Annotated in this window: 6 protein-coding genes and 2 pseudogenes; all 8 read left to right on the top strand. The window is 41.0% G+C overall.

The window, feature by feature from the left end:
- Positions 1-3 precede the first annotated feature (3 nt).
- Positions 4-10113, top strand: coding sequence for an amino acid adenylation domain-containing protein (locus tag MHI21_RS13335; RefSeq protein ID WP_342418342.1), 10110 nt, complete (start codon positions 4-6; stop codon positions 10111-10113).
- Positions 10114-10136: 23 nt separating this feature from the next.
- Positions 10137-10859, top strand: a complete 723-nt coding sequence (locus MHI21_RS13340; RefSeq protein WP_025721395.1) for a thioesterase domain-containing protein — start codon at positions 10137-10139, stop codon at positions 10857-10859.
- Between the two features lie 129 nt (positions 10860-10988).
- Positions 10989-11309 carry a short-chain dehydrogenase gene (locus MHI21_RS13345; RefSeq protein ID WP_023988770.1) on the top strand — a complete coding sequence of 107 codons (321 nt, stop codon included), beginning with the start codon at positions 10989-10991 and terminating at the stop codon, positions 11307-11309.
- Between the two features lie 288 nt (positions 11310-11597).
- Positions 11598-12805 (top strand): annotated as a pseudogene (locus tag MHI21_RS13350) (IS5 family transposase); the annotation flags it as partial.
- 599 nt (positions 12806-13404) lie between these two features.
- Positions 13405-14355, top strand: coding sequence for a phosphotransferase (locus tag MHI21_RS13355; protein WP_023988769.1), 951 nt, complete (start codon positions 13405-13407; stop codon positions 14353-14355).
- Between the two features lie 196 nt (positions 14356-14551).
- Complete coding sequence (gene xerS / locus MHI21_RS13360) at positions 14552-15622, top strand: tyrosine recombinase XerS (RefSeq protein ID WP_023988768.1); 1071 nt, start codon at positions 14552-14554, stop codon at positions 15620-15622.
- Between the two features lie 1069 nt (positions 15623-16691).
- A complete protein-coding gene (locus MHI21_RS13365; RefSeq protein WP_341161354.1) occupies positions 16692-18857 on the top strand; it encodes an amidase in 2166 nt (721 codons plus the stop codon).
- A 181-nt stretch (positions 18858-19038) separates the two neighbouring features.
- Positions 19039-19162, top strand: a pseudogene (locus MHI21_RS13370) (LLM class flavin-dependent oxidoreductase); the annotation flags it as partial.
- Positions 19163-19189: the final 27 nt, after the last annotated feature.

The raw sequence follows: 19189 nt of genomic DNA on the forward strand, positions 1-19189 counted from the left end.
CTTATGAGTGATTTGAAGAAACAAAACATAAAAGATATGTACCGGCTCACTCCTATGCAGCAAGGGATATTGTACCACTATATGATGGATAAAAATTCAGACGCCTACTTTGAGCAGATATCACTTTCTATAAAAGGCATCCTGGACATTGATTGTGTTGAAAAGAGCGTTAATATCATTATTGAAAAGTATGACGCTTTGAGAACAATTTTTTTGTATGAAAATGTAGCCAAGCCCTTACAAGTAGTCATGAAGGAAAGAAAGCTGTCTGTCAGCTATGAGGATATTACCTCCCTTGCCGAAGAACTAAGGGATAGGTATATAGAAGAATACAGGGTTAAAGACAGAAAAAAGGGCTTTGACTTATCAAGGGATATTTTAACAAGATTAAGTGTAATTAAAACAGGCTACCAATCTTATAACATGGTATGGAGCTTTCATCACATCATTATTGATGGGTGGAGTCTCGCAAATATATTTAGAGAATTTATGGAAAACTATGAAGCCCTGATGAATAGCCGGGAGCCGGAGTCAGGAAAGGTATATCCTTACAGCCGCTATATCAAATGGTTGGAAGGCAGAAATCAGAACGAGGCCGCAGATTACTGGGAAACCTATCTTAAAGGTTACGAGCATCAGACAGTCCTTCCCCAAAACGGCAGGTCTGCAAGTGATGATTTCAGGATTGAAGAAACGGAGTTTAAAATATCTGAACAAATAACTAGCGATCTTGAGAAGTTTACAGCCAAAAACAATACAACCATGAGTACCATTATAAAGACCATATGGGGGATATTATTACAGCGGTATAACAATACCGATGATGTGGTGTTTGGTGAGGTGGTATCGGGAAGGCCTCATGAAATACAGGGAATTGAGAGCATGGTGGGTTTATTTATAAATACCGTTGCAGTAAGGGTGAGTTGTGATGAGGATAAAACTTTTACCGAACTGATCAAAGAGATGCAGCAATCGGTGCTTGAATCTGACCGGTACAGTTTCTATCCTCTGGCGGATGTGCAGTCAAAAACATGCTTGAAAGATGCCTTGATACATCATGTCATGGCTTTTGAAAATTACCCTATGGATGAAGCGGTTAATGCTTCATCCAGTAATGGCATTTTAAATGTAGTTGGAATGGAAATATTCGAGCAGACGAATTATGATTTTGGGATACTCGTTGATGGCGGTAAGGAATTATCTATTAAATTCAGTTACAACTCACTGGTATATGATGGTAATTTCATAGAAAAAATCAAGGGACATTTTCAGTCGGTAATAGAAATTGTAACCGATAATCCCGATATGCATATTAGGAATATTGATATACTCACCGAAGTGGAAAAGAAAGAAATAGTACACTGCTTCAATAATACAACGGAGGAATACCACAGGGAAAAGACCATTCACCAACTATTTGAGGAACAAGCGGTGAAGACACCTGACAATGCGGCAGTGGTGTTTGAGGGTAAGCAGCTAACCTATAGGGAACTCAATGAGAAGTCAAATCAGCTTGCAAGAGTGTTGAGGGATAAGGGAGTTAAACCAGACAGCATAGTGGGTATTATGGTAGAACGCTCACTGGAGATGGTCATAGGTATATTTGGCATACTTAAAGCCGGAGGGGCATATATGCCTATAGATCCTGACTACCCTAAGGCAAGAATCGAATATTTACTCGAGGACAGCGAGATAGGGGTGCTGATTTCCCAAAAGCAATTCCTGGAGAAAGTGGAGTTTTACGGGAAGTATATAGACATAGAAGATGAAAGCCTTTATGCCGGAAACCCTATGAACCTGGAAGTGGTATGTTCACCGCAAAATTTGGCATATATCATTTATACATCTGGGTCTACAGGAAAACCTAAAGGGGTTATGGTAGAACATAAAGGGGTAGCAAATCTGGAGGCGTTTTTCAAGACCCGCTTAAATGTAAGTGAAAGCGATAGGATTATTCAATTTGCATCAATTTCATTCGACGCTGCAGTTTGGGAAATATTTATGGGACTATTGGCAGGAGCAACACTATATATATCTTCAAGCGATATTATCAATGACTATCGAAGATTTGAAGAATACCTAAATGAAAATGAGATAACTATTGCTACTTTACCACCTCCGTATCTGGCAAATCTGGACCCGGAAAAAGTAACTTCCTTAAAGAAGGTAATTGCAGCAGGTTCGGCTTCCACTCCCGAACTTTTAAAGAAATGGAGCAACAGGATTTCATATATAAATGCTTATGGACCTACTGAGACAACCGTATGTGCAACGGTATGGAAAGCAGATGATTGTGAGACGGCCGATAAGTCGGTACCTATTGGTAAACCTATTACCAATACCCGGGTGTTTATAGTTGATGAAAACAATAATCTTAAGCCCATAGGTGTTGAGGGTGAACTCTGTGTTTCCGGGGCAGGATTGGCGAGAGGATACTTGAAAAAACCGGAACTTACCAGGGAAAAGTTTGTACCGAACCCATTTATGCCTGGAGAACTGATGTATAAAACAGGAGATCTTGCAAAGTGGCTTCCTGACGGGAATATTGCATTTGCCGGCAGAAAAGACCACCAGGTTAAAATAAGAGGGTATAGAATCGAGCTTGAGGAAATAGAAGCAGCCCTTTTGAAGCATGCTGATATAAATGAGGCGGTGGTCATTGACCGGGAGGATTCAAGTGTAGGCAGGTATCTTTGCGCTTATATAGTGTCTGACCGAGAAGTGACAGTGACCGAAATAAGGGAGCTTATATCTAAAGAGCTGCCCGATTATATGATTCCATCCTATTTTATGAGGATAGCAAAAGTACCGTTAACCATAAATGGAAAATTGGACAGAAAGGCGCTGCCGCTGCCTGATGGAAGAATAAATACAGGAACAGAGTATGCAGCGCCTTCAGGTGAAGTGGAGGAAAGGCTTGCGCTGCTGTGGCAGGACATCCTTGGAATAGAGAAGGTAGGAAGAAATGATAACTTCTTTATGCTCGGAGGACACTCGTTAAAGGCAACAAGCCTTGTAGCAAGAATTCACAAAGAGTTCAATGTAGACATACCTCTTAAGGAAATATTCAAGACACCAACCATCTTAGAAATTGCCAGCTACATTGAAGACTCAAAGGAGAGCCTATATCAGTCCATTCAACGTGCTGGGGATATGGAATATTATCCCATGTCATCCGCCCAGAAAAGACTATATATATTAAACCAGCTTGAAGGAGCTGGAATCGCCTACAATATACCTGGCATAATATTGCTGGAAGGTACTGTTGATAAAGCACGTTTTGAGCAGGCTTTTCATAGTCTGATAGAAAGGCATGAGAGCTTTCGAACCTCCTTCCATATGATCGAGGAAGAGCTGTCTCAGAAAGTCCATGACAAGGCGGACCTAAGTATCATGTACCTGGAAACCAGTGAAGAGAAGGTTCCCGAAATAGTGGAGAAATTCATAAGGCCCTTTGACCTTGGAAAGGCTCCACTATTAAGAGTTGGACTTGTAAAGATTGGAGAAGCCAGACATATTATGGTGTTTGACATGCATCATATCATATCGGATGGAGTGTCCAACGACATACTGGTAAGAGAGTTTATAAGCTTATATGAAGGGAAAATACTTCCTCCACTGCGTATACAGTACAAGGACTACTCAGTTTGGCAGAGGGAATTGTTTGCAGGAGCTGCCATAAGTAAGCAGGAGGAATTCTGGCTCCAGACCTTTCAGGGAGAGATCCCTGTGCTGGATTTATCCACCGACTACCCAAGACCCGCAGTACAAAGCTTTGAAGGAGACTACATCAGCTTTGAAGCTGATAGCGAGCTTGCGGTTAGACTTAACAAGCTTGGATCAGACAATGGAGCTACATTATATATGACGCTTCTTGCTGCATACAATGTGCTGTTATCTAGATACACTGGACAGGAAGATATTATTGTGGGAAGTCCTATAGCTGGAAGGCCTCATGCTGACCTTCAAGACATCATAGGTATGTTTGTAAACACTCTGGCCATGAGAAACCACCCGCAAGGAGAAAAGACTTTTATTGAATTCTTGAAAGAAGTTAAAGAAAATGCTTTGAAAGCATACGACAATCAGGACTATCAGTTTGAAGAATTAGTGGATAAGCTGGACATAAGGAGGGATATGAGCAGGAATCCCCTCTTTGATACCATGTTTGCCATATACAATGTTGGAAAAGCAGAGCTCATAACGTCTGATCTAAGCTTCAAGCCGTACAACAAAGGGATAGAAGGCAGAATATCAAAATTTGACATCACCTTAAATGCATTTGAGACTGAGGATGGTATAGCCTTTGAACTCGAATACTGTACAAGACTGTTTAAGAAAGAAACAGTTGAAAGACTTGGGGCTCATTACATCAATTTGCTGGAAGAAATTGCAGCATACCCCGAAAAAAGGCTTTATGAAATCGAAATGTTATCACAGGAAGAAAAACAGCAAGTATTATACAGCTTTAACGATACTGCTCTCGAATATCCCCTGGATAAAACCATACACCAAATGTTTGAGGAGCAAGTGAAAAAGACTCCTGATCATATTGCAGTGGTTTTTGAAGGTAAACAATTAACCTACCGAGAACTGAATCAAAAGGCAAACCAATTGGCCAGGGCATTAAGAGAAAAGGGAGTAAAGCCTGATGATATTGTAGGCATAATGGTGGACCGCTCGCCTGAAATGGTTATAGGTATAATGTCAGTAATCAAGGCTGGGGGGGCGTACCTTCCTGTAGATCCTAATTATCCATTGGAAAGAAAAAGGTATATGATGGAGGACAGCAAGGCCAAAATTTTACTCACCCAAAATCATCTTATGGATCGTGATGATTTCGATGGTGAGATTATTGATTTATCTGATTATGATTATAATTTTATAAACGATGTGAATATAAAATGTATAAATAAGCCTGGTGATACAGCGTACATCATCTATACCTCTGGCTCAACGGGAAACCCTAAAGGTGTTTGCATTGATAATAAGAGTGTATTAAACCTGGTAGAGGGTCTGTTCCAGAGAATATATAGCAAATATGAATCACCGTTGAATGTTTGCCTCATTGCCCCTTATGTTTTTGATGCTTCGGTGCAGCAGATTTTCGCAGCACTGCTAATGGGGCATGCATTGTACATTGTACCGGAGGAAGCAAGGAAAGACGGTAAAAAGCTGCTGGACTTCTATAGTGAAAATAGGATTGATATTTCGGATGGAACGCCCATACACGTAAATATGATGTTAAATTCTCCTCCTATAGATAATAACCTAAAAGTGAGACATTTTATTATAGGCGGAGATGTTCTTCCATTTGATGCAGTAAAAGACTTCCTAAGCAGATTTGAGGATGTGCAACCTTGCATCACAAATGTTTATGGTCCTACCGAATGCTGTGTGGATTCTACGGAATATTTGATTACTGCGGCGGGGCTTAGTAGATTGGATAATATCCCCATAGGCCGTCCTTTGCCAAACACCAGAGCATGCATACTTGGTAAGAAATTAGAAGTAAATCCTATAGGTATCGCTGGGGAATTATATATATCTGGGGATGGTCTTGCCAAAGGCTATTTAAACAAGACGGGGCTTACTGCAGAAAGATTTGTATCTAACCCGTTTATAAAGGGAGAAAGAATGTATCGTACTGGGGACTTGGCAAGATGGCTGCCTGACGGGAATATAGAATTTTTAGGCAGGATGGACCACCAGGTAAAGATAAGGGGATTTAGAATAGAACTTGGAGAAATAGAGGCTCAGCTATTAAGACATGCTTCAATAAAAGAAGCTGTGGTTATTGTAAAGGAAGACCAACAGAAGAACAAGGATCTGTGTGCATATTTCGTTGGGGAAAATGAACTGACAATAACTGAACTAAGGGAATGCCTTTCAAAAGAATTGCCCGAGTATATGATCCCGGCATACTTCATGCAGCTGGATGAAATGCCTTTGACAGCCAATGGTAAGATAGACCGGAAGAACTTGCCCCACCCTGCTGCTCATTTAAATACTGGAGTAGAGTATGAAGCACCTTCAGGTGAAGTGGAAGAGAAGCTTGTACAATTGTGGCAGGATATCCTGGGGGTTGAGAAAATAGGGAGAAATGATAATTTCTTTGTGCTTGGGGGGCACTCATTAAAAGCAATAAACTTTGCAGCCAAAATTCACAAAGAGTTCAATGTAAATATATCTCTTAAGGAGATATTCAAGCTGCCGACAATTGCAGAAATTGCCAAGTACATCCAGGAAGCCCAAGAGAGTATTTATCAATCTATCCAGCCCACTGGAGAAATGGAATACTATCCTATGTCGTCTTCCCAAAGAAGGCTGTATATATTAAATCAGCTTGAAGGAGCAAGGGTGGCATACAATATGCCAGAGTTTATTTTGTTAGAAGGCAGTATTGATATAGAACGTTTTGAGAAAGCCTTAGATCAGCTGGTAAAAAGGCATGAGGCTTTCCGGACCTCCTTCCATATGGTAGATGGTGAACCGGTGCAGAAGGTCCATGATGAGGTGGAATTTAGTATCATGTACATGGAAACCGGCGAAGAAAAAGCCTCAGAAGCAGCAAATGAATTCATAAGGCCATTTGACCTTGGCAAGGCTCCTTTACTAAGAGCAGGGCTCGTAAAAATTAGAGAAGACAGGCATGTCATGATGCTTGATAAACACCATATCATATCTGACGGGGTGTCGGATGAAATACTGGTAAGAGAATTCATAAGCTTGTATGAAGGAATGAATCTTCCAGCACTTCAGATTCAGTACAAGGACTATTCCGTATGGCAGAATAAATTGTTTGCTGACGGCACAATCAGTAAACAAGAAGAATACTGGCTCCAGGCATTTAGGGGAGAAATACCAGTACTTGATATGCCGGTAGACTACCCAAGGCCAACTATACAGAGTTTTGAAGGCGATATGGTCAGTTTTGAAACAGGCCGGGAACTTGCACATAAACTGAACAAGCTTGCCGTGGATCATGGAGCAACACTGTATATGGTGCTTCTAGCTTCATACAATGTGCTTCTTTTCAAATACACCGGACAGGAAGATGTCGTAATTGGAAGCCCTATAGCAGGAAGGCCACATACAGATTTGCAGGACATCATAGGCATGTTTGTCAATACCCTAGCTATGAGGAATTACCCTCAAGGTAAAAAGAATTTCAGCGAGTTTTTGATGGTAGTAAAAGAAAATGCTCTAAGGGCTTATGAAAACCAGGATTACCCATTTGAGGAACTTGTGGAGAAGCTTAGCATTAAGCGGGATTTGAGCAGAAATCCGCTGTTTGATACTATGTTTGTCTTGCAAAATAAAGAGGCATCAGAATTTAAGATGAATGGGCTAAGGTTCATGCCCTATGATAATGAGTTCAGGGCGTCCAAATTTGATTTGACCCTAAACGCCCAAGAGACCCAGAATAATATTGTATTTGGGTTAAAGTATGCTACTCGTCTGTTTAAGAAAGAGACAATAGAAAAACTTGGGGTCCATTTCATCAATGTACTGGAAGAGATCACAGCTTACCCCGAAAAGATGCTGTCCGAAATAAATATACTATCTCAGGATGAAAAACAGCAAATACTAAATAGTTTTAATGATACAAAGGCAGAATACCCTAGGGATAAGACTCTACATGAGCTGTTCCAAGACCAAGTGGAAAGGACACCTGATAATGTAGCTGTAGTGTTTGAGGACAAGCAATTAACCTACAGGCAGCTCAATGAAAAGGCAAATCAGCTTGCCAGAGCACTAAGAAGTAATGGTGTAAAGCAAAACAGCATAGTTGGAATAATGGTAGAAAGATCCGTAGATATGCAGGTTGGAATACTGGGAATTTTAAAAGCAGGAGGTGTCTATTTACCAATTTCAACCAAACTTCCTGAACTAAGAATAAAAAAATTACTGGAAGATAGTAATGCAACTATGCTGTTGACGCAATCACATTTAGCGGATAAAGCAGAGTTTTACGGTAATATATTACTGCTTGATTCCCCTGAAATATACATTGGAAGTGCTGAAAACCTTGATAAAATAAATAAACCAGAGGACTTAGCTTATATCATTTATACATCGGGATCTACTGGAGTTCCGAAGGGTTCAATGATAGAGCATCGAAGTGTAGTTAACTTGGTTTATGGACTAAGAAAGCTTGTCTATGAAAATTATGATAATTATTTAAATGTTGCCCTTGTGTCCCCTTACTTTTTTGACGCATCTGTAAAACAAATATTTGCGGCTTCTCTCCTTGGCCATACGCTGTTTATAGTTCCTGAGGATACAAGGCTAGATGGTGAGGGCCTTCTAAAGTACTATAACAGGAATTCAATTGCTGTTTCAGACGGAACACCAGCACATATAAAGCTTTTAACAGATACTGCCAGGCCTGGCGAAAGTCTTTCAGTTATGCAGTTTATTATCGGAGGGGAAGAACTTTCATGTAAAGGTATACAAGGTTTCTATGATCGGTTTAAAGATAATAACCCTACTATAACAAACGTTTATGGTCCAACAGAATGCTGCGTAGATTCAACTTATTACCATTTAAGCCGTGAGAAGGTGAGAAATCTAACAAGTATACCTATAGGTATGCCATTGCAGAATTATAAGATATATATACTTAATGAAGACATGAATATCTTACCGGTTAATACAACTGGTGAAATATATATATCTGGAGATGGGCTGGCAAAAGGCTATTTGAACAAACTTGAATTGACTACGGAAAAATTTGTAGCTAATCCTTTCAGCTCTGGAGAAAGAATGTATCGTACCGGTGATCTTGGAAGGTGGCTTCCTGACGGAAACATCGAATTTATAGGCAGAGTAGACCATCAGGTAAAGATTAGGGGCTTTAGGATAGAGCTTGGGGAAATAGAAGTGCAGCTATTAAAGCATCCTTCAATAAAAGAAGCTGCGGTAATTGCAAAGACAGACCAGGAGGGCAACAAGTATTTGTGTGCTTATATAGCAGGGGAAAGTGAATCTACAATATCAGATTTAAGGGCGCTTCTCTTAAAAGAACTTCCCGATTACATGATACCACAATACTTTGTTCAGCTGGAAAAGCTGCCTTTGACAGCCAATGGCAAAATAGATCGGAATAATTTACCCCGAAATGACGGTACTTTAGCTACATCAGTAGAGTATGTAGAGCCTTGCGGTGAAGTTGAGGAGAAGCTTGCACTGCTGTGGCATGATGCCCTTGGAGTACAAAAAATTGGTGTGAATGATAACTTCTTTGAACTGGGAGGATACTCACTGAAGGCAATATCCCTTATAAGCAGAATTTATGAACAGTTAAATGTTGAGGTACCACTAAAAGACTTTTATATGGCCCCAACCATAAAGGAAATTGCCCGTTTTATACACAATACGTACGCCAATGATTATATTACACCAAGTCCGGCAATTCATTTTAATTCAGCAATGGAGAGTCTTATGTTTGCATTCCCTCCAGGAGGAGGAAATGGAATAGCTTATGGTAGTTTATCAAAACAAATGAATGCTTATTCCATATATTCCTTTGACTTTATAGAAAATGAGAGCAGGATGGAGGAGTATGTGAAGGCAATTACTTCTGTCAAACCCGAGGGCCCATATATTCTATTTGGTTACTCGGCAGGAGGTAATCTGGCATTTGAAGTTGCTAAAGTATTAATTGAAACTGGACATCATGTATCCGATATAATCTTTCTGGATTCGGCTAAATCATTTGTCCTTATTGAGGAAGAAAGCGAAGATGCTAAGAAACTTGCTGAGCAACAGGATAAAGAATTTATAGAAGAAAATGAGAAACTTATAAAAGGCATGTTTGGAGATAACCAGGCAGTTATTGAAAAGGCCATTGAAAGAATGAGAAATTATCATAAATACACTAGAAGTGTTATAAACTCGGGACAGATAAACTCCAATATCCATCTTATTATATCACAGCAGCAAGACAATGAAGGTGAAGCTGATTTATGTGAAGGATGGAGAGAGGCAACAACGGGAGAGTTCAAAGTATATAACGGATTTGGCAGACATTTTGATATGTTAAGTACAGGATATATAGATAAAAATGCGGCTATTATTAAAGAAATATTGGAAGAGATCAACCAATAGTTCAGATATAAGGGGTAGATATAATGGATAAGATTAAATTGTTTTGTCTGCCGTATGCAGGAGGTTCTGCAGCAGTATATAAATATTGGGAACAATACTTGCATGATAGGATTGAGCTTTTCCCGATTGAGCTTGCGGGAAGAGGCAGCAGGATTGGTGAACCGTTTTACGGAAGTGTTGAGGAAGCGCTTGAAGATATACACCGTATTATCATAAGCAACCTTGAAGAACAACCTTATGCGTTGTTTGGCCACAGTATGGGCAGTGTACTTGTATATGAACTTGCCTATAGAATAAAGGAGCTCGGACATCCATATCCTGTCCATATGTTTATTTCCGGCAGATATCCTCCGGGTTTTGTAAGTAAGAAGAAGGTACTCTATGATTTGCCGGATAAGGAGTTTGTGGATGAGGTATTTAAGCTGGGAGGCACGCCCAAAGAGGTTCTGAAAAGCAATGAATTAATGGAGTTGTTTTTACCGATACTCAGAGCGGATTTTAGAATTACTGACACATACAGGCACATTGAAAAAAACGCTAAGCTTGACTGCGATATAAGTGTATTGTGGGGAAAAAGAGAAAAGGGAGCCACTATTTTTGACGTTGCAAAATGGCATGATTATACGTCCAAAAGTTGTAAAATTCATATGTTTGACGGGGATCATTTTTTTATACACGATTACAAAAAGGATGTAGCAGCAATAATAAATAGTAGTCTCATCGACTTTGCAGACAATGGTATGTGAAGACTGAAGTTTATTTAAAATTTAATATGAAATCAAGAGGCTAAGTTTTTAGGTTGACTTTAATGACCTGTAGACTTAGCCTCTTTCCAGTCTAATCAAAAATTTCAAGAAAGTAGAACCTACGTCCTATTGGAATTATTTTCATGTTTCTGTATTACGACGAAAGCAGCGCTCCATTCCTATACGCTATCCCAACGGTACATGCTTAAAGACACATCGGTGAAAATCCTGGAAATTGCGCCGCCAGGGGTTCAAACGTATTTCAATAACGATCCGAGCTCTATGCTACTAGCATCATTCATTGATGAAACGATGAAGGTACTTGGTACGGATGCGGACGAGGTTCTAGTGGAAGAAGCGAAAGTATTTCGAAACAACCCGGGCCCGAACGAAGGTATTTTTGTGAACCAGTTAAACAATATGATGTTTGAGCCGCCAAAGGGTCATTAATCCGTTTAATACTTAGCGTATATTTTCGTTAATTATCTCAACTCGCTTTTAGAAAATCCTTGATTATCAAGGGCGTGTACATCGAAGACATGTAAACAACGTATTCGCCTTGACAATGAGCCTCGCGGCATCGGAGTCTAAACACGTGCGCCGATGCCCATAGGACACGGTTTACCTAGGGCTTGCTGAACGAATCAAAACTCCAACAGGCACAAGGGTTTAGGGCCTCTTATGTCGAAGGAAAACGGGGCAGCCCCGTGAAAAACCGTGCACTTGGAGGCGTCAGGATTGTATCAGCGAACCGAGAACCAGATGAACCTGCCCGTCGACTTTTTTCTGCCGTTCGGCGGAAAGCTCGCAGAAGATAACCGCTGGGTGCTGCTGGCCCAGATGATTCCGTGGTGGATGCTCGAAGAGAAGTATGCGAAAAACTTCAAGAAAAGCCTCAAGGGCCAAAAAGCCGTTTCGATCCGTATCGCGCTCGGCGCACTCATCATCCAGGAGCGGCTTGGCACCGATGATCGGGAGACACTTCGTCAGATTCTGGAGAACCCGTATCTGCAGTACTTCCTCGGTCTGCCGGAATATCGGTACCGCCGTCCGTTTCATCATTCTCTCATGACGCATTTCCGCAAGCGATTGGGTGGCGAAATTCTGGATGAAGTGAATGAATGGATCGCTCTGGAAGAAGCGCGCAAGTGTCGGATGATTCATCGGACGACGATGAACCTGGCAGCGGAACTGACGCAGCGTCCGGTAAGCCTTCAGAAACGCAGCCACAGCAGATGGAACTGACGAACGAGGGCGAACTGCTGCTGGACGCTACCTGCGCGCCGGCGGATATCGCCTACCCGACGGATTTGTCGTTACTGAATCAGGCCAGAGAAAAGCTGGAGAAGATCATCGACATCCTGCACGAACCGGAACGTGGAAAGACCCGCAAGCCCAGAACATACCGAGAGCGTGCCCGCAAAGCCTATCTGGCGGTTGCCAAGCAGCGGCGCGTGAAGCCGCGCGCGATACGAAAAGCGATCGGCAAGCAGCTCAGGTTCGTTTCCCGTGATCTGCGCATGATCGCCGAACTCGCCGATATGACGAGCGGCCTGCCGCGGCGTTTGTACAAGGAACTGCTGGTCATTCAAGAGCTTTATCGTCAGCAGCAAACGATGTATGACAAGCGGACACACAGCATATCGGATCGGATTGTCAGTATCGCACAGCCACATGTCAGACCGATCGTGCGCGGCAAAGCCAGGGCAAACGTCGAGTTCGGAGAGAAGCTGGCGATTAGCGTGGTGAACGGCTACGCTTTCCACGAGCATCTGTCGTGGGATAGCTACAACGAAGGGCAGACATTGCAGGACGCCGTAGAGCGTTACCGCGCCAGATTTGGTTATTATCCCAAAGCGGTGCTGGCCGACCAGATCTATCGAACCCGCGACAACTTGCGCTTCTGCAAAGAGGGAATTCGCTTAAGCGGACCGCAGTTGGGTCGTATTAATAATGGTTTCGCATTTTCAATAACCTTAGATATAGTCGAGCTATTTCATAACTACACTCACCTAAAATCACTTTGCGATGATTCGCTGCTCTCATCAGTTGGAGTAACTACAGACAATCTCTTTGTATTAGCAAAGTTAACATCAATTAAAGACTTTATGAGATTATTAATAAATTTACGCCGACCAATCGGAATTATTGGTTCGATTTCAACTTTACGGGAATACGGGTTTCTCAGTTATGAATCTGTTAATTCAATGGACATTACGATATATCCGATTAAAAGTGAAACAAGCAATTTTTGGAACACAATTCCAGAAAATCCAATTAACCAGTGTGCAAATCATTTAAGATTATATATTGATGGTGATGGTTATATTTATCCTTGCTATGGACTAGTGGGGCTGAGAGAGTTTTCTTTGGGTAACATTAAAGATGGTTTTGAGAATTCAACTTTTGTAACAGATAATTACGATTTAGATTTATTAGAGTTAAAGAGAAATGGACCGAAGCTACATGAAAGTACAAATCAGCTACAACGAGTATCAACACTTCCTTGGATTTGTGAACGTCATAGAATGGAGTTGTTAATGGATTGAAGTATCATTCAAATACTCAAACATTGTTATTTCACCTTGATTCTATATTTCCACACATGAAAATTCAAGAATTACTCCCACTATCATTAAATAGAAGTTATGTATATAAAGCCATCACAGCGCGTGAAGATTTTCTTTTGAAGATTCTTCCTATCAACTCTTTGGATAGATTACAACGTGAATATCTTGCTATACAAACACTATTTCGCGAAGGAGCTCCCGTACCACGTCCCCTCAAAGAAGAGAATAATATAATACAAATTAATGAAGTGGCATTTATGGCAAGGGCTTATGAGTTTGTTGAAGGTCATGCACTACAAATTAATAAATCCAATTTCTTCTCACTAGGCACTTCAATTGGTCATATACACAATATTTGGGATAAGATGAAGAAGCCGAGTTGGCTCCGAGATATTACAATTAATGAGTTACTATATAACTCATTGGACGCAATAAGAAATTCTTACAATGATTGTGAAAGTCTCTTATTGACTGAACGACTAACAAGCACAATAGCTGTAATATTAGAAAAGTATAACGATGAATCTTTATTTGGATGCTCACATGGGGATGCACACCACTTAAATGCAATACAAACAACTCTTGGACAAACTGTGATAATCGATTTTGAAGATGTTGGTTGGCAGTGGAGAATATATGATCTAGCGACTGCAATCTGGGGCACTTTTGGGAGAGGGGGGACCCCTGAAATTTGGAAAGAGCTTATTTCAGGGTACTCCTCTATACGCTTTTTAAACCAGGAGGAGGAAGGCCTAATACGTTTCTTAATTTTTGCCCGTCATTTATGGTGGCTAGGCTTACATGCTAAGAACTGGAATATGTGGGCGCGACAATATTCAAAAAAACATTTTTTCGAGTCAGGGATTAATTTGTTAATAGCCATAAGCAAAGATGTTTGTGGACTTAAGGTGCTGGGTGGTCTCTAACAGTACATTCTCTTAGGTATTCGTTTGCAACGCGACATCATAAGGAAAATAATAATGTACCTAAACCAAGGAAGAGACCAGTTTAATTACTTGGAAGTATTTTGACCTACTGTGACCTCATTTGATAATTACGTAAAATATAATTTTGACGAATATTTATAACTGAAGTATAATAATTTACGGAGGTTATACATATATGGATAAACAAATGAAAATGCATTACATGAATCGAATCGATGAAAAATTGTCTGATCTTCCGTGGTTTATTACGGAATTTATTGATAGTAGAAAACGAAAACTTTCTCCCACAACGCTTCTGAACTATTGCCATGACTATATTATTTTTTTTGATTGGTTAGTTGCAGAAAATTTTACTGAAGATAGCCGTAAAAACATTAAATTAGCTACTTTGGAGAAACTAACGATTCGTGAAGTGGAAAATTTCCTATCTTTTTTGGAGTATCAACTAGGCAATGCCAAGCTAACCATCAACCGTAAATTGTCCTCACTAAAATCCTTATTTGATTACTTACAGAACAAAGCTGAAACAAATGACTTAAAACCATATATCCAGCGCAATGTTATGGCCAAAATGGATTTAAACGTGATTAAAGAAAGCCAAGAAACCATTGCCAATCGTATTGATGGGAAAATTCTTAGAGAAGACGATTTTGAGTCATTTAGGCAGTTTATAGCTCATGATTTCGGAGAAATCAATAAAGAGAATAAACGTATTTTCAATTTCCATCAATTTAACCGTGAACGAGATACAGCTATTGTTTCCCTCATTTTAGGTTCTGGTCTTAGGCTCTCTGAGGTAGCAGGTATTAACATTGAAGATTTAGATATGAACAAAGCTTTGGTGCGTGTTATACGAAAAGGCAATAAAGAACAATACGTGTATTTCAGCAAGCAAGCGTTACTAGATTTAGAAAATTATCTGCAGATTAGAGAATCCAGATATATCCCAGAAAAAAACGAAAGCTTTTTGTTTATTGCAGCTTCCATAGGTCGTAAAGGAAAAAGCCGACGTTTAACGCAGCGATCTATTGAAAAACTAATCGAAAAGTATGCTTCAGCTTTTGGAAAACCAGCATTAACCGTGCATTCTCTAAGACATTCATTTGCAACGCGCTATCATTTAGAGAACAATGATGTGCCTAGATTGAAAAACCAATTAGGACATTCCTCAATACAAACAACCATGATCTATACACATTTAACAGATGAGGAAATGAGGAAGGCAGTCAATAATATGGATAAGTAATGTAGAGCGCGTCAAGTAAGTGACACTAAATTGCCTACCTGACTGGGAGAATGACACAAAGTTACCTACTTGACTGGGTGAGTGACACAAAGTTACCTACTTAGCTTGATAAATAAAAAAAATTACCTCATTCGCTTGAAGAAAAAGAACTAAGTCACTCAAAAGTATGATTTAACTACTAAAGTAGGGAACTTTGTGTCATTTTAGTAGGGGATTTTGTGTCAATGTACAATTCTCCTATTCATAGGGATACCCGCGTTGCTATACGGGTTTTCTAAGACATCTTCACAAAACCCGTATTTTGTACATATGTATATAAAAGCTGTATAATACCTCCAGGTTACTATATTCTATTTGATGTCATACACATATAACCCCTTTTATCATATTAATAATAGCAACTATCCACAACCAGTTAGGTGAATTGAACAAGCTGGACAAGCTGTAGTAATGTTTGTGCAGCTCTTTATCCTTTGTATGGACTTAAGTTATTAACCTGAAGAATCATCTTAAGATACTTATGTAAATTGCCTCAACTAATTCAGAAATTTTTATCAAATTGGAGAAGCTGGTTTTTGATCATTAAGTCCAAATATATCAATGTTAATCCATTTATTTTGTTCATCGCCTCGTTTCATGACTGTAAAATAACCCACAATGCTTTTGAAGAGCTAATGCTGGATCAATATTTTCCTGCAGTATTCTTTCATCTTTTGCTTCTTACACGGCGATGTAGCCCATAGTGGCGGCTTGGGGCAGTCATTCGGGATTTTGAGATTGGCAGCGTGTATATGCCAATAATCTCCTCCAATACAGAAATGTTTGTGATAAAGGTTTGAAAATCTAAAGTCAAAGCTGAAGTACCCCCTATCGCACGATGATACAGTGAAGGCACAATTACTAGATTTCACATTAAAAGTAGCGAATTCCCTTGTGTTTCTCATTACAAAAATTGACATTTCATATGAAAATAAGTAATATAATTAGAAACATTTATACTGTAATAGGACCTTTCTCATCCCCCTCTTTTTAAATTCCTGATCCTACCTAATTTAAGGAGTGAAATGCTATGTGCGCACGAACGCTAAAAGCGAATACAAGGAATGTAATCGGTAACTATTGCAAATGGATCACAGTTGGTATGATTTTAACTTTCACGGGATGCCCGCTTGCATCCGCCGCTCCTTCACCCTCATCCTCTAGTAAAACTAGTGAACCCTCCTCTTCCCTAGTTACATTTCAATTGCAAGAGGCTACGATTGCTCAAATGCAGGAAGCGATGAAGTCAGGGGCACTGTCAAGTGTCGAGCTCACTGCTCTGTACCTTAACCGGGTATATGCCTATGATTCTAGTGGCATTCGACTGAATTCCATCCCTATTCTGAACCCCGACGTACTAAAAGAAGCTGCTCAAGCTGATCAACTAAGGGCACAAGGTATTAAGACTGGTCCTCTGCAAGGCATCCCCTACACGGTTAAAGACAGCTACAAGGTTAAGGGACTCACTGTCGCTTCTGGATCTCCGGCTTTCAAAAACCTGATGGCAAAGGACGATGCCTTTACAGTAGAAAAGATACGCAAATCCGGTGGGGTGCTCATTGGTAAAACCAATATGCCGCCAATGGCAGCAGGGGGAATGCAAAGAGGCGTTTATGGCCGTGCTGAAAGTCCGTACAACCCAGATTATTTGGCTGCAGCCTGGTACTCTGGCTCCTCTAACGGATCTGGCGTATCAACAGCCGCCAACCTCGCTGCCTTCGGTATGGGGGAAGAAACGGTATCCTCTGGAAGATCACCAGCATCTAACAATGGTTTAATTGCCTACACCCCATCGCGGGGCCTAATCTCCATTCGGGGGAATTGGCCGCTCTTCCCTATACGTGATGTCGTTGTCCCACATACGAGGACTGTCGAGGACATGCTCCGCTTGCTTGACGTGATCGTTGTAGAAGATAAGATCACCAAGGGCGATTTCTGGCGAGAGCAGAAAGCCGTTCGGCTCCCTTCTGTCAACAGTGTCCGTCCCAAATCCTATTTAGAGCTGCGAGACATTCAAGCTTTGAAAGGCAAACGCATTGGCGTTCCGAAAATTTATATCGGTAAGGACCATGAAACCACAACTCCGATCAAATTCAGACCTTCGATACAGGCATTATGGGAAAAAGCTGTAAAGGATTTAACTGCTCTTGGAGCTGAGGTTGTGGAAGTTGACTTCCCCTTGCAGGCGAATAGTGAGAAGGACCGGCCAACAGCGAAAACACCTGAAGAGCGTGGTTTGATGCCGGCAAAGTGGGCTGAAAAGGAATTCGGGTTGCTTAATCCTTATGCAGCTGAGGAATTCCTTAAAAGTGTGGGCGATCCAAATTTCCCGTCATGGGCAAATATCGACCCTGCAACCGTCTTCCCGAATCCGCCCGGTTCGGTAGATGCCAAACGTGGCAGAGACCTTGGCCACTATGACGTATTCATTGAAACCATAAAGAAAGGCGTCACCCCTTACGAACAAATTCCTCAGTTTCAGGAAGGTCTGAGGGGGCTTGAAAATGTACGAAAGATTGATTTTGAAGATTGGATGAAGCAAAACAACCTTGATTTTATTGCATTCCCGGCAAATTCGAATATCGGCAAAGCTGACTCCGATGTGAATGAAACGTCCTACGAGGAGGCTTGGGAGAATGGCAACTATTTCTCCAATACGAATTTCATTCTACGCGAGTACGGGATCCCAAGTGTGTCTGTGAGTATGGGCGCTATGAAGGATACCGGTATGCCCGTTAATCTGACGATGGCAGGTGCCGCATACAGCGATAATGACCTGCTTCGTTACGCTTATTCCTATGAGCAGGCGACCAAAAACCGTCCTATTGCAGCACGTACGCCAGCGCTTGAGGATGAAACCTTTTCCTATAACCCGCAAACCACTCTCCCACCCTTTAAACGCAAGGAAACAGGAACCCCTGTACTTAAGTTGAATGCTTCGATCACGGATGATGTTCTCGCTTTGGAAGGTTCAGTCACAGATCAAAGTGATATCGCGCAGCTTAAAGTTTATGTCAATGGCATTCGTGTCGTTATTACAGAAGATAAAGCCAATTGGTCAGCAACGCTTCCAACTACTAAATACAAACAGGATGGTGCCTCCCAAGCTGATACGCTGCATATTCTCGTGCTGGCCAAGGATATTTACGGAAATACCTCTGCTCAAGTCAAGTCTGTCAATTTACCCCAACGATAAAGGACATCATAGAACTGACTATAATTGTGGGTTCCCTGACCGTAAGATTATCATTAGAAAAGCTATCGCTGCAGCTAGCCTGAGCGACGGGATATATCCTAATTCCTATTGCTGTTGCAATCCCGCTTCCATTTAATTGGTATTTGAAGGGAGCGGGCTGTAAGCTATCACCAAATAACTTGACGTATTGAACGATATTTTTGAGCGGTTTGAGGCTGGGGCTATTGACGGATTTGTTGGTTGAAAGAGGCTTGTTCAGAAGCGAATATGCAGGTTCGACTCTGAGGGCACACTTGGGTATTTAACACCTGATACTGTCGAGGACAAGGACT

Origin of the sequence: Paenibacillus sp. FSL H8-0168 (assembly GCF_038592955.1) — a bacterium.
In the GTDB taxonomy this organism is placed as follows: Bacteria; Bacillota; Bacilli; order Paenibacillales; family Paenibacillaceae; genus Paenibacillus; species Paenibacillus polymyxa_B.

What these genes read in the sequence shown, in the direction of transcription:
- MHI21_RS13335 (WP_342418342.1), top strand. Translation starts at nt 4, where the DNA reads ATGAGTGATTTGAAGAAACAAAACATAAAAGATATGTACCGGCTCACT.
- MHI21_RS13340 (WP_025721395.1), top strand. Translation starts at nt 10,137, where the DNA reads ATGGATAAGATTAAATTGTTTTGTCTGCCGTATGCAGGAGGTTCTGCA.
- xerS (WP_023988768.1), top strand. Translation starts at nt 14,552, where the DNA reads ATGGATAAACAAATGAAAATGCATTACATGAATCGAATCGATGAAAAA.
- MHI21_RS13365 (WP_341161354.1), top strand. Translation starts at nt 16,692, where the DNA reads ATGTGCGCACGAACGCTAAAAGCGAATACAAGGAATGTAATCGGTAAC.